The sequence below is a fragment of the Streptomyces sp. NPDC049585 genome, assembly GCF_040675615.1.
Classification (GTDB): domain Bacteria; phylum Actinomycetota; class Actinomycetes; order Streptomycetales; family Streptomycetaceae; genus Streptomyces; species Streptomyces luteosporeus.
The window spans coordinates 87,592-99,439 of sequence record NZ_JBFAPE010000021.1 but is presented as its reverse complement, the minus strand read 5'-3'; the positions used below and the strand labels follow the sequence as shown (position 1 = coordinate 99,439).

Here is an 11,848-nt window from a genome sequence, read left to right as displayed (position 1 = left end):
TCTCACCCGTGGGGTAGAGACGGCGGCGCCGACCACCTGCAGCTGGATGACACGGGACTACGCTGCCCCCATGAGCGATGTCGACTTCTACGCAGCCCGCATGGACCGTGCCGCCCGCACGGCCGCCGACGCCGGGCTCGCCGGGCTGATCGTCACACCCGGCCCCGACCTCGTCTGGCTGTGCGGCTACGCGCCCCCCGCCGCCACCGAACGGCTGACGGTGCTGCTCCTGGCGCCGGGCCGGCGGCCCCAGTTGTTCGTACCCCAGCTCGAACGACCTGATGCGGAAAAGGCCCCGGGAGCCGGCGCCCTGTCCCTGACCGGCTGGGTCGACGGCGAGAACCCCTACGCCGCCGTCGCCAAACAGCTGACTCCGCAGGGACGTTACGGCATCTCCGACAACGCCTGGGCCCTGCACCTGCTCGCCCTGCAACGCACCGTCCCCGGACTCGGTCTCGGCGCCCTCACCGAGGCCCTGCCCATGCTGCGGGCCGTCAAGGACGCCCACGAGACCGACCTGCTCGCCGCCGCGGGAGCCGCGGCCGACGCCACGTTCGAGGAGATCGTGCGGCTGCCCTTCGCCGGTCGTCGCGAGGACGAGGTCGCCGCCGACCTCGCCCGGCTGCTGCGCGAGCACGGGCACAGCCAGGTCGACTTCACGATCGTCGGCTCGGGCCCCAACGGCGCCAACCCCCACCACGAGGCCGGCGACCGCGTCATCGAGGACGGCGACATGGTCGTCCTCGACTTCGGTGGCCTGAAGGACGGCTACGGCTCCGACACGACCCGCACCGTCCACGTGGGGGAGCCCACCGCCGAGGAGCGCAAGGTCCACGACCTGGTGCGCGAGGCGCAGCAGGCGGCGTTCGAAGCGGTCCGCCCCGGCGTCGCCTGCCAGGAGATCGACCGCGTCGCCCGCCAGATCATCCGCCGCGCCGGCTACGGCGAGTACTTCATCCACCGCACCGGCCACGGCATCGGCGTCACCACGCACGAACCGCCCTACATGGTCGAGGGCGAACACCTGCCGCTCGTGCCGGGCATGTGCTTCTCCATCGAACCGGGCATCTACCTGCCCGGCCGCTTCGGCGTCCGCATCGAGGACATCGTCGCCTGCACGGAGACCGGCGCCCGCCGCCTGAACAACACCGCGCGGGAGCTGCGCGTGGTGGCATGACGCGGTGGCCCAGGCCGTGTCCGGCGGATCTTCGTCACGCGCCACCACGGCGCCCCGTCAGGGGCGCGGGGCGGTGTCGATCTGCGGCTGCGCCGCGTGGGCGCGATCAACCACGGACGGCCCGCAGCTGACACGCCACTGCGGGCACGTCGTGGCTTGTCGCGCAGTTCCCCGCGCCCCTTACGGGGCCTGCCTGAGCCGCCGGACGCGGCCTAGTCGCGGAGCCGCTGGTACATGACGAGCAGTCCCGTGTACGTCCCGTCCGGCAACCGGAAGCCCTCGGGCACGGTGCCGACGACGGCGAAGCCGAGGGAGTGCCAGAGGGCGACGGCCGGGGTGTTCGCCTCGACGACGGCGTTGAACTGCATGCCGCGGTAGCCCTCGGCGCGGGCCCACGCGAGGGCGTGCTCCCCCAGCGCCCGGCCGACGCCGCGGCGGCGGTGGCCGGGCGCGACCATGAAGCTGGCGCTGGCGACGTGGGAGCCGCCGCCGGCCTGGTTGGGGTTCATCTTGGCGGTCCCCACAACCGCACCGTCGTCGTCCACGGCCACGACGGTGCGCCCGGGGGCGTCGAGCATCCACCACGAACGGGCCACGTCGGGCGCGAGGTCGCGGGGATAGGTGTAGGTGTCACCGGCGGCGGTGACGGCACGGAAGATCGGCCACACGGCGGGCCAGTCGGCGGCCTCGGCGTCTCGGATGAGCATGGGGGTGAGGATGGGGCCGCCCGGGCACGACCCGCCACCGAATTTCGCGGGGCGCGCGGCCCACCGGCCCGCACCGCCCCGGTGCTACTCCGCCCGCATGCGGTGCGGGTCGTACGTCGCCGGGTACCCGCCCTCCGGGCGGCCCCGCTTCGGCGCCTCCGCCGTCACCAGCATCGTCGCCACCAGTCCGGCCGCCAGCATGATGACCGCCGCCCACCCGATCGCCACGTTGAACCCGTGCACCACCCCGGCCTTGGCCACCGCCACCCCCGCGACTCCCGCCTTGGCCCGTGCGGCCACGTACGCCGTTCCCGCCGACGTCGCAATCGTGTTGAGCAGGGCCGTGCCGACGGAACCGCCCACCTGCTGCGCCGTGTTGACCGTGGCGGAGGTGACGCCCGAGTCCTGTGGGGCGACGCCGCGGGTGGCGACGTCCATGACGGGCATGAAGGTCAGCCCCATCCCCAGGCCCACCAGCACTTCCGCCGGCAGGACGTGCGAGACGTACGCCGGTTCGACCGGCAGGAAGGTCAACAGGAAGAGCCCGGACGCGGCGAGGAGCGTGCCGGGGCCCATGAGGAGCCGCGGCGGCAGGTGGTTCATCAGCCGCGCGGAGATCTGCGTCGAGGCGAGGACGATGGACGCGGTGACCGGCAGGAAGGCCAGCCCGGTGCGCACGGGGGAGTAGCCGAGCACGACCTGCAGGTAGTAGGTCATGAACAGGAACATCCCGAACATGGCGATCACGGCGAGCCCCATCGTGAGCACCGCTCCGCCGCGGTTGCGGTCGCGCAGGACGTGCACGGGCAGCAGCGGGTGCGGCGTGCGCTGCTGCCACAGCGCGAAGGCCACGAGCAGCGCGACGCCGCCGCACAGCAGGCCGAGGACGAGCGGGTCGCCCCAGCCGCGCGGTTCGGCCTCGCTGCAGGCGTAGACGATGGCCACGAGCCCTCCGCAGCCGAGCAGGACGCCGGGCAGGTCGAGGGAGGGGCGGTGCGCCCGGTCGGGCCGGTGGTCGTGCAGCAGGGCCAGGGCGCCGAGGAGGGCCGCGAGGGCGATGGGCACGTTCACGTACAGGCACCAGCGCCAGTCGAGGTACTCGGTGAGCAGCCCGCCGGCGATCAGTCCGATGGCGGCGCCGCCGCCGGCGATGGCGCCGTAGATGCCGAAGGCCTTGCTGCGTTCCCTGCGGTCGGTGAAGGTCGTGGTCAGCAGGGACAGCGCGGAGGGCGCGAGGAGGGCGCCGAAGGCGCCCTGCAGGGCGCGCGCCGCGAAGAGCACCCCGGAGCTGTGCGCGGCGCCGCCGATCGCGGAGGCGGCGGCGAAGCCGATGAGCCCGGTGCAGAAGGTGCGCTTGCGGCCGGCGAGGTCGGCGATCCTGCCCCCGAGCAGCAGGAGCCCGCCGAAGGCGAGGGTGTAGGCGGTGATGACCCATTGCCGGTTGCTGTCGGACATGCCGAGCGCGCGCTGGGCGGAGGGCAGGGCGATGTTCACGATGGTGGCGTCGAGGACGACCATGAGCTGGGCGACGGCGATGACGACCAGTCCCCACCAGCGTCGGGGGTCGGGCTCGGTACCGGGCCGGTGGGGCGGGGATATGGGGGGCTGGTTCGCCGAGCTCATCACGCACCTGCTCTCGACGTGTGCCGGGCGCGGTCGGTCGCAGTCCAGCGTAGGCCCTGTGGGTGACGTACGCGCGCGGAATGCGGAGGCCCGAAGGGGCGCGGGGCAGTATCCATCTGCGGCTGCCGCCGCGTGGGCGCGACAAGCCACGACGTGCCCGCAGAGGGGCACTGCCCTTCCCCCGACTGCGGGCCGTCGGGGAACTCACGGCACCAGGACGACCTTGCCCATGGTGCCGCGCGTCTCCAGGGCCCGGTGGGCGTCGGCGGCCCGGGCGAGCGGGAAGCGGTGCACGGTGGGGACGACGTGGCCGGCGGCGGCCTCGGCCAGGGAGAGTTCCTCGAGCCGCCGGAGGCCCGCCTGGCCACCGCCGAAACGTTCCAGCATGGCCGGACCCAGAACGCTGCGCGAGGTGATTCCCCGCGCGGCGAGCTCCTCGGGGTCGAGCTGCCCGCCGGCGGCGGCGCCCGTGCGGCCCTGCGAGGACCAGCCGAAGACCAGGTGCAGCCCGCCGGGCCCGAGCAGGCCGACGGCCTCGCGGGCGACGTCGCCGCCGACGCCGTCGAGGACGACGGTGGCCGCGCGCCCGCCGAGGGCGGCCCGGGCGGCTTCCGGCCACGCGGGGTCGGTGTAGTCCAGCGCGATGTGCGCGCCCAGCCCGCGGGCGTGCGCCACCTTGGCCGGCCCGCCGGCCAGGGCCACGACGGTGGCACCGGCGTTGCGGGCGTACTGCACGAGCAGGGAGCCGATGCCGCCGGCCGCGGCGGGCACGACCACGACGTCGTCGGCGGTCAGGTCGGTGAAGGAGAGGATGCCGAGCGCGGTGCGGCCCGTACCGATCATGGCGATCGCGGCGGCCTCGTCCAGCCCGGCGGGCAGCCGGTGCAGCCGGTCCGCATCGGTCACCGCCAGCTCGGCGTAGCCGCCGCCGGGGACATCGCGGCCCAGGTGGGCGACGACGCGGGCGCCGAGCCAGGCGGGGTCGGTGCCCGCGCCGAGCGCGTCGACGGTGCCGGCGACCTCGCGCCCTGGGACGTACGGCAGCTCGGGCAGCTCGTACGGGCCGTTCGGGTCGCCCTCGCGCTGGGTGGTGTCGACGAGGTGCACGCCGGCGGCGGCCACCGCGATGCGGACCTGGCCGGGGCCCGGGAGCGGGTCGTCGGTGCGCTCGTGGGTGAGGTTCTCGGCGGGGCCGAAGGCGTGCAGCCGGACTGCGTGCATGGAGGAGCTCCTCGGTGGAAAAGGGGATTGCCGCACCGAGTCTGCGACCTCGACCGGACTTGAGGTCAAGGCCCGAACTCCCTGCTCACAGGCCGTTGTCAGTGCCCTGTGGCACGGTGGGACCATGACGAACGCGAGGCGCGGGCAGGGCACAGCAGCACGTCTTCCACGCCTGCCGCAGGTGCGGCTTCCGGAGCTGTGGACGTACGAGGGCGTGGGGCTGGAGCCCGAGGGTGATCACGAGGGGGTCGGCTTCCGGGAGGCCGACTTCACGGGGCAGGACGGCGCCACGTCGCGCTTCATCGACTGTCTGTTCGAGCGATGCGTGCTGGACGACACGGGGCTCGGCCGGGCCCGGTTCGCCGACTGCGTCCTGGACGCGCCGCGCGGGGTGGGCACCGGGCTGGCCGGGGCGTCCCTGCGGGACGTCGAGATACGGGATGCGCGCCTGGGCGGGACGCAGCTGCACGGCGCCGTGCTGGAGCGGGTCCTGGTGCGCGGCGGCAAGATCGACTATCTGAACCTGCGGTCGGCCGTGCTCAAGGACGTCACCTTCGAGGGCTGCGTGCTGGCGGAGGCCGACTTCGGCGGCGCGACGCTGGAGCGCGTGGTCTTCCGCGACTGCGTGCTGCGCCGCGCCGACCTCACCGGGGCGCGGCTCACCGACGTCGACCTGCGCGAGGCGGCCGAGCTGGACGTCGCCGCGGGCATCGAGCGGCTGACGGGCGCGGTCGTCACCCCGGCCCAGCTGCTGGACCTGGCCCCGGCGTTCGCGGCGCACATAGGCCTGCGGGTGGCGGCACCGGGGGAGTGACGGGGGGCGCCCCGCAGGGGCGCGGGGAACTGCGCGATCAGCCACGACGTGCCCGCAGACGACGTTCCGTGCGTCGCCACGCGGCGGCGGCCACGGATCGGACACCGCCCCGCGCCCCTCAAGGGGCGCCATGTCACACCCGGGGGAAGCGGGTCTGCAGGTTCCAGATCGCGGGGTTGTCGGCGAGGCCCTCGTGCATGTCGGCCAGGTCGGCGATCAGGTCGTGCAGGAAGTCGCGGGCCTCGCGGCGCAGCTCGGCGTGGCCGAAGGTCAGCGGGGCCTCGTCGGGTGCCCAGTCGGCGGTGACGTCCACCCATCCGAAGCGGCGCTCGAAGACGAGGCAGTCGGTGGACTCGGTGAAGTCGAGCTCGGCGAACTGCGTCGTGGCCGAGCGGCTGCCGCGGGGGTCGCGGTCGAGCTGCTCGACGATGTCGCACAGGGCCCAGGCGAAGTCGAGCACCGGCACCCATCCCCAGGCTGTGGACAGCTCCCGGTCGGCCTTGACGTCGGCGAGGTAGACGTCGCCGCAGAACAGGTCGTGCCGCAGGGCGTGCACGTCCGCGGTCCGGTAGTCCGTCTGGGGCGGGTCCGGGAAGCGGCGGGAGAGGGAGTAGCCGAGGTCGATCACGCCTCGATGGTACGTACTGCCGCGCGGGTACGTACTGCCGCGAGAGTACGTACTGCCCCGGCGGCACGTACGGGGACAGGGCCCGCGCCCCCGCCGCCGTGGGGCGGAGGGGGCGTGAGCCCTGGGGAGGACCTGCGGTTACTTGACGTTGATCGCGGACCAGGTCGCGGCGACCGTCTTGTACTCGTTGCTGGTCGAGCCGTACAGGTCCGCGGTGGCCTTCAGCGTCGCGGTCCGGGCGGCCTTGTAGTTGGTGGTGGAGGTGAAGTACGTGGTCAGAGCCTTGTACCAGATCTTGGTGGCCTTGTCCCGGCCGATACCGGTGATCTTGGAGTTGTTGTAGGTCGGGCTGTTGTAGGTCACGCCGCCCAGGACCTTGCTGCCGCTGCCCTCGGACAGCAGGTAGAAGAAGTGGTTGGCGGGGCCGGACGAGTAGTGGACGTCCACGTTGCCGAGCGAGGAGGACCAGTAGTCGCGCGAGGAGCCGTCCTTGCTGGGCTTGTCCATGTAGCGCAGCGGGCTGCCGTCGCCGTTGATGTCGATCTTCTCGCCGATCAGGTAGTCACCCGGGTCGGTGGAGTTGTTCGCGTAGAACTCGGCGGCGGTGCCGAAGATGTCGGAGGTCGCCTCGTTCAGGCCGCCGGACTCACCGCTGTAGTTGAGGTTGGCGGTGGCGGAGGTGACGCCGTGGCTCATCTCGTGGGCGGCCACGTCGAGGGAGGTCAGCGGGTGGGCGTTGTTCTCGCCGTCGCCGTACGTCATGCAGAAGCAGTCGTCGTCCCAGAAGGCGTTGACGTAGCCGTCGCCGTAGTGGACGCGGGAGTAGGCGCCCTTGCCGTCGTTGCGGATGCCGCTGCGGCCGAGCACGTTCTTGTAGAAGTCCCAGGTGACGGCCGCGCCGTACTGGGCGTCCACGCCGGCGGTCTGGCGGCCGCCGCCCCACACGTCGCTGGAGTTGGTGAACAGCGTGCCCGTGCCGGACGTGCCCTGGTTCAGGTCGTACGTCTTGTGGCCACCGCGCGAGCCGTCGGTGAGGCTGTAGCCGGAGGACGTCTTCGTCGTCGTCAGCGGAACCGTGCCGCTGTAGGTGCTGGTGCCCGTGCCGGTGTGGACGCGCTCCTCGGAGTACAGCTTCTTGCCGGTGTCGGCGTCGGTGATGACCCGCAGCTTGCTGGGCGTGCCGTCCTTCTGGACGCCGGTGACGAAGGTCTCGTACGCGAGCACGGCCTTGCCCTGCGCGGCCCAGATCACCTTGCGCGGCGCCTGGCCGGCGTCGGCCTTGGTCGTCTTCTCCTCGGCGGCAGCGCTCAGTGCGCTCTTCTTCGCCGTGCCCGGACCGAGGGCGGAGGTCGTGGTGGGCACGGCTATCGAGGCGTCGGTCGCCTTGGTGACGTCGCGGGCGCCGTTCTTCTTCTCGTGGACCACGAGGTCGCCGCCGAGCACCGGCAGACCGTCGTACGTGCGCTCGTAGCGCGTGTGCACCGTGCCGTCCGCGTCCTTGACGACGTCGCGGGCGACCAGCTTCTCCTTGCCGTCCAGGCCGATCTTCGCGGCGGTCGAGGAGGCCTCGCCCTGCGCGTCCTTGATGGCCGCGGCCCGCTGGCCGGCCGACAGCGCGAGCTGCTGCCCGCCCTGGGCCTTGTCGGCCGAGGCGTTCGCCGAGCCGGTCGTCGCGCCGATCACGACCATCGCGGCCGAGGCGACCAGGGCGGCTGCACGCAGGGAGGTGGTGCGGGGGGTGGCGTTGTTGCTTCTCAACTCAGTCTCCTATGAGGGGGGTTACGTGCAGCGTGTGCCGACGCCGCTCGTTGGTACAGGAGTTGTGCAGGAGCGAATTGAGGAGAGAGTGCCACTGATCGTTCGACTTTGACAGGGGCGCAACAAGGATTTGATCTATCGGTAAACAAATAGCGGTCATTTGCGTCCGCTATGCGGTGAGTTGAGAAGACCTGCGGGAGTGTTCATCTGCCGGAGGCCCGCCGTTTGTATGCAGAATCGATTCGACCGTCGACGGGAGTGAAGGAAGAGGGCGCGCGTGTCGATCAGAACCTATACGGAGTCAGATGTTCCGAGGGCTCTGCGCGTTCAAGTGGACGCCCTGCACGAGGAGGCCTGGCCCGGCATGGGCGGCAGCGGCGGGCACGACCCCGCCCTGCACCCGGTGACCATGCTGCTGGTCTCGGCACAGGGCGAAGTGCTGGCGGCGCTCGACATCCTCACCAAGGACATCGAACACGGCGCGCCCGGCGCGCCGCCCGAGCGCTACCGGGCCGCGGGCCTGAGCGCGGTCGTCACGGCACCGGCGCACCGGGGCATGGGAAACGGGCGGCGGCTCGTGGCCGCCGCCCGTGACGCGATAGCGCAAAACGGTGCGGACCTGGGGATCTTCACCTGCGACCGCCCGACGCGCGGCTTCTACGAGCGCGCGGGCTGGCGGGTGCTGGAGGGTGCGGTCCTCGTCGGCGGTACGCCGCAGGACCCCTTCCCCAGCGACCGGCCGGGGTTCGACAAGGTGACCATGGCCGACTTCTTCACCGAGCGCGCACGGCGCGCGGAGCCGGCCTTCCGGGGGAGCCGCATCCGGCTCCACCCCGGCGGGATCGACAGGTTGTGGTGAGGTGGGTGAGGTGGGGGCCGATGACGGTTACTGCTGGTCGTCCGGCCGCCTCTCCTGGGTGCCGAGCTGCTCGTTGATCTTCTGCTGAGCAGTGTCGACCTGGCTCTGGTACTTGTTCCCCGTCCGGGCGTCGAAGGCGTCACCACCCTTCTCGACGCCCTGCCGGGCGGTGTCCTCGTGGCCCTTGAGCAGTCCCTTGAGCTTGTCGAGCATGGACATGGCGCGATCCTCCCGGGGCGCGGTCCTTCTCCGTGTGTACCTGACCCCCTCAGGATCGCCAGCGCGGCCCCGCCCCGCATCCCGAGCCCAGGGCGTACGGGGGCGGGCGCGGGGCGTACGGATGGCCGCGTCAGGCTCCGTCGACGGAGTCCATGAAACGCAGCAGCCGGCCGTTGGTCGCCTCGGCGTGGTCGATCTGGGGCCCGTGCCCGGTCTGGTGCACGATCTCGACCCGGGCGCCCGGCACCAGCCGCGGGACGCGTTCGAGCTGCCGCTGCGGGTGCAGCAGCAGACTGCGCGCCCCCAGCAGGACGTGCAGCGGCGTACGGACCGTGGCCAGCTCCTCGTCGGTGAGCGGGAGCGGGGCCGGACGGCGTATCCGGTAGGCGCGCACGCCCAGCATGACCATCCGCTGCAACTCGGGCATCACCAGGACCGGCTGGTCCAGCCACACCGCCAGGCGCCGGCGCAACGGGCCCGGTGCGAAGGTGGCGAACGCGCTGACGAAGATCCAGGCGAAGAAGCGTGCCCCCACCTTCTCCAGGCCGCCGGGGTCGAGAAGGGTGGCCGAGGCCAGCCGGGCGGGGCGGCGGTGCGCCTGGTTCAGCGCGAGCCAGCCGCCGTAGGACGCCCCGACCAGGTGGACCTCGTCCAGACCGAGGCCGGCGAGCACCTCGTCCAGCCACTGCGCCGCGCGTTCGGGCTGGTGGATGGCCATGTGCTGGACGCTGCGCCCCGGATCGCCGGGGGTGTCGACGGCGTACACGGGGCGCTCCGCGCCGAGGGCGGCGACGTTCGGGTACCACATGGCGGAGTTGGAGCCGGCGCCGTGCACCAGCACGACGGGGGTGCGGTGCGCTGCCGCGGGGCCGTAGCGGTAGACGTGCGTGGTCCCGAAGGTGGTCTCCACGTCCGTTTCCGCGGTCGGGGCCGGCCCGAGGGCGAAGACCTCGTCGCAGGCGGCGAAGTAGCGGTCGCGCAGGGCGTCGTTCACGTAGCGGCCCACGTCGGCCGGGAGACGGTCGCGGGACGTGGTTGCGGGCGCGGACATGGGTCGACCACCTCCGAGGGGTGCGGTTTTGTGGTACGACCGTACCATGAACGTGATACGGCTGTACCATGAAGAGGGAAGAGGTGAGGGGAGGGTCTGCGGATGCCCAAACGCGTGGACCACGACGAACGACGCCGGCAGATCGCCGAAGCACTCGTCAGGGTCGCCGGCCGACGAGGACTGCACGCGGTCGGAATGCGCGACGTGGCCGCCGAGGCCGGTGTCTCGCTCCGACTGGTGCAGTACTACTTCGAAACGAAGGAGAAGCTCCTCCTCTACGGCCTGCGCCACCTGACCGCCGGACTCGAAGCCCGGGTCGCCGCCCGCGTACGAGCCGCCGGCGACACCGCCGGCCCCCGCGCCCTCATCGAGGCCCTCCTGACGGAAGCGCTGCCCACGGACGACGAGAGCCGTACGTTCCACCTCGTCCACACCGCGTACGCCGTACTGTCCGTCACGGACGAGGCCCTGGCGGCCCAGCCGTTCACGGAGGACCCCGACGCGGCGGAGAACGCGGTGGCGGGCCTCCTCCAACGCGCGAAGGACGCGGGCCTCGTGCCCGAGGGGACGGACGTCCGCACGGAGGCGATCACCCTGCTGGCGCTGTCGGCCGGATTGGGGACGTCGGTCCTGGTGGGCCAGCGGACGGTGGAGTCGGCGACGACGGTACTGCGCCACCACTTGGACCGGCTGTTCGGGGGCTGAGCGGGCGGGTGGGGCAGGTGCGGGTGCGGGTGTGGGTGGGGTGGGGATGCGGTGCGGGTGGGTGGGTTTGGTGGGGGAGGGTGCGCTGCGCCGCTGCGCGGCTTGGGGGGCGGAGGGCCGGGCTGCGCCCTGGGGGCCCACCCGCTGCGCGGCTGGAAGGGGGAGCCCGGAGCGGGTTCGGTGCCCCGTGTCGTTTGCCTGGCGGAGTGAGGTCCGCCGCTGCGCGGCTTGAGGGCTCGGCCCGCACTGGCAGCGTTTCCCCTCCCGGTGGGTCGGCCGCTCCGCTTCGCTGCGCTGTCAGGATGCCGGCACTGGGTTCGGGTGCCGTCTTGGCCGCGGGAGCACTCGTCGGGGGTGCCCCCACGATGCGGGGAAACGCTGCCAAGCCGCGTAGCGGCGGGTTTCACTGCGATCCGGGGCGCCCTTTCTCTTGCGGGGCTCGCCCTTCAGCCGCGCAGCGGCGCACCTCGCTTCATCGCTCAGACCGGTGCCGGGCACCGCTCCCGTGCGGGATGCGCGCTTCCGGCCGCGCAGCGGGTGGACCGCCCAGGGCGCAGCCCGGCCCTCCGCCCCCCAAGCCGCGCAGCGGCGCAGCGCACACTCCGTCACCCGACCCACTCACCCGCACCTCACCTCCACACCCCCTGCGGCATCAGGTGTGCCCACCGGAAGTGACTGCGCACGGCCACCGTCGCGTCGGCGACGGCCTTCTCGTCACCGCCCTTCACCGCCTCCCGCCGCGCCGCCTCCAGGTCGGCGCACTCCGTGCAACCGATCGGTGATGTCGACGCGGTGCCGGGCAGGCCGGCGGCCCGGCGCTCCTGCTGGGTGGCCAGGCGCAGCGCGTTCGTGGGCACGTACCACTCGTACGCGCCGCCCGGCTCCTTGACCCGCACATGCGGTCCGGCGTTGCCCAGTACTTGTGCGAGCGTCGCGTCCCGCGTGTCCACGACGTAGGCCCCCTCGCGGTAGGTCATGGAATGTTCCCTTCGGGTTGTGCTGACCAATGCGGGCCTCAGCGTTGTGCGGCGGGGCCTAGTTTCGGGAGGGGGTGCGCGGCTACAACAGCACTGTGGGCAAGGGGAG

Annotated in this window: 12 protein-coding genes; 4 read left to right on the top strand and 8 right to left on the bottom strand. The window is 72.5% G+C overall.

What is annotated here, in order from left to right:
• The first annotated feature begins 70 nt into the window (after window positions 1-70).
• Window positions 71-1,177 carry an aminopeptidase P family protein gene (locus AB0K17_RS21530; protein ID WP_365983892.1) on the top strand — a complete coding sequence of 369 codons (1,107 nt, stop codon included), beginning with the start codon at window positions 71-73 and terminating at the stop codon, window positions 1,175-1,177.
• 212 nt (window positions 1,178-1,389) lie between these two features.
• Here the strand turns inward: AB0K17_RS21530 and AB0K17_RS21525 are convergent, their stop codons facing one another.
• The 3 genes from AB0K17_RS21525 to AB0K17_RS21515 form a co-directional block, all read right to left on the bottom strand.
• A complete protein-coding gene (locus AB0K17_RS21525) occupies window positions 1,390-1,884 on the bottom strand; it encodes a GNAT family N-acetyltransferase (RefSeq protein WP_365970227.1) in 495 nt (164 codons plus the stop codon).
• Window positions 1,885-1,968: 84 nt separating this feature from the next.
• The gene (locus AB0K17_RS21520) at window positions 1,969-3,507 is read right to left on the bottom strand and encodes an MFS transporter (RefSeq protein WP_365970228.1); all 1,539 of its coding nucleotides are present in this window, start codon (window positions 3,505-3,507) and stop codon (window positions 1,969-1,971) included.
• A 204-nt stretch (window positions 3,508-3,711) separates the two neighbouring features.
• A complete protein-coding gene (locus tag AB0K17_RS21515; RefSeq protein WP_365970229.1) occupies window positions 3,712-4,728 on the bottom strand; it encodes a zinc-binding dehydrogenase in 1,017 nt (338 codons plus the stop codon).
• 124 nt (window positions 4,729-4,852) lie between these two features.
• Between AB0K17_RS21515 and AB0K17_RS21510 the strand changes: the two genes are divergently transcribed.
• On the top strand, window positions 4,853-5,542 hold the full coding sequence (locus AB0K17_RS21510; RefSeq protein ID WP_365983891.1) for a pentapeptide repeat-containing protein: 690 nt from the start codon (window positions 4,853-4,855) through the stop codon (window positions 5,540-5,542).
• Between the two features lie 133 nt (window positions 5,543-5,675).
• On the opposite strand, the gene AB0K17_RS21505 is transcribed toward AB0K17_RS21510, so the two are convergent.
• Both AB0K17_RS21505 and AB0K17_RS21500 read right to left on the bottom strand, forming a co-directional pair.
• A complete protein-coding gene (locus tag AB0K17_RS21505) occupies window positions 5,676-6,170 on the bottom strand; it encodes a hypothetical protein (protein WP_365970231.1) in 495 nt (164 codons plus the stop codon).
• Between the two features lie 138 nt (window positions 6,171-6,308).
• A complete protein-coding gene (locus tag AB0K17_RS21500) occupies window positions 6,309-7,928 on the bottom strand; it encodes a M4 family metallopeptidase (protein WP_365970232.1) in 1,620 nt (539 codons plus the stop codon).
• Between the two features lie 277 nt (window positions 7,929-8,205).
• Here AB0K17_RS21500 and AB0K17_RS21495 point away from each other — a divergent pair, with 277 nt between their 5' ends.
• The gene (locus tag AB0K17_RS21495; RefSeq protein WP_365983890.1) at window positions 8,206-8,787 is read left to right on the top strand and encodes a GNAT family N-acetyltransferase; all 582 of its coding nucleotides are present in this window, start codon (window positions 8,206-8,208) and stop codon (window positions 8,785-8,787) included.
• A 27-nt stretch (window positions 8,788-8,814) separates the two neighbouring features.
• Here AB0K17_RS21495 and AB0K17_RS21490 read toward each other — a convergent pair whose 3' ends face one another.
• Both AB0K17_RS21490 and AB0K17_RS21485 read right to left on the bottom strand, forming a co-directional pair.
• Window positions 8,815-9,006: an antitoxin gene (locus tag AB0K17_RS21490; protein WP_365970234.1), complete on the bottom strand. Its 192-nt coding sequence runs from the start codon at window positions 9,004-9,006 to the stop codon at window positions 8,815-8,817.
• Window positions 9,007-9,136: 130 nt separating this feature from the next.
• The gene (locus tag AB0K17_RS21485; RefSeq protein WP_365983889.1) at window positions 9,137-10,057 is read right to left on the bottom strand and encodes an alpha/beta fold hydrolase; all 921 of its coding nucleotides are present in this window, start codon (window positions 10,055-10,057) and stop codon (window positions 9,137-9,139) included.
• A gap of 102 nt (window positions 10,058-10,159) precedes the next feature.
• Between AB0K17_RS21485 and AB0K17_RS21480 the strand changes: the two genes are divergently transcribed.
• Window positions 10,160-10,762, top strand: a complete 603-nt coding sequence (locus tag AB0K17_RS21480) for a TetR/AcrR family transcriptional regulator (RefSeq protein WP_365983888.1) — start codon at window positions 10,160-10,162, stop codon at window positions 10,760-10,762.
• 629 nt (window positions 10,763-11,391) lie between these two features.
• Here the strand turns inward: AB0K17_RS21480 and AB0K17_RS21475 are convergent.
• A complete protein-coding gene (locus AB0K17_RS21475) occupies window positions 11,392-11,739 on the bottom strand; it encodes a hypothetical protein (protein ID WP_365970256.1) in 348 nt (115 codons plus the stop codon).
• Window positions 11,740-11,848 lie beyond the last annotated feature (109 nt).

Bases quoted from the DNA above. Each gene is read 5' to 3' on its own strand.
- AB0K17_RS21530 (WP_365983892.1), top strand. From the start codon at position 71: ATGAGCGATGTCGACTTCTACGCAGCCCGCATGGACCGTGCCGCCCGC.
- AB0K17_RS21525 (WP_365970227.1), bottom strand. From the start codon at position 1,884: ATGCTCATCCGAGACGCCGAGGCCGCCGACTGGCCCGCCGTGTGGCCG.
- AB0K17_RS21520 (WP_365970228.1), bottom strand. From the start codon at position 3,507: ATGAGCTCGGCGAACCAGCCCCCCATATCCCCGCCCCACCGGCCCGGT.
- AB0K17_RS21515 (WP_365970229.1), bottom strand. From the start codon at position 4,728: ATGCACGCAGTCCGGCTGCACGCCTTCGGCCCCGCCGAGAACCTCACC.
- AB0K17_RS21510 (WP_365983891.1), top strand. From the start codon at position 4,853: ATGACGAACGCGAGGCGCGGGCAGGGCACAGCAGCACGTCTTCCACGC.
- AB0K17_RS21490 (WP_365970234.1), bottom strand. From the start codon at position 9,006: ATGTCCATGCTCGACAAGCTCAAGGGACTGCTCAAGGGCCACGAGGAC.
- AB0K17_RS21485 (WP_365983889.1), bottom strand. From the start codon at position 10,057: ATGTCCGCGCCCGCAACCACGTCCCGCGACCGTCTCCCGGCCGACGTG.
- AB0K17_RS21480 (WP_365983888.1), top strand. From the start codon at position 10,160: ATGCCCAAACGCGTGGACCACGACGAACGACGCCGGCAGATCGCCGAA.
- AB0K17_RS21475 (WP_365970256.1), bottom strand. From the start codon at position 11,739: ATGACCTACCGCGAGGGGGCCTACGTCGTGGACACGCGGGACGCGACG.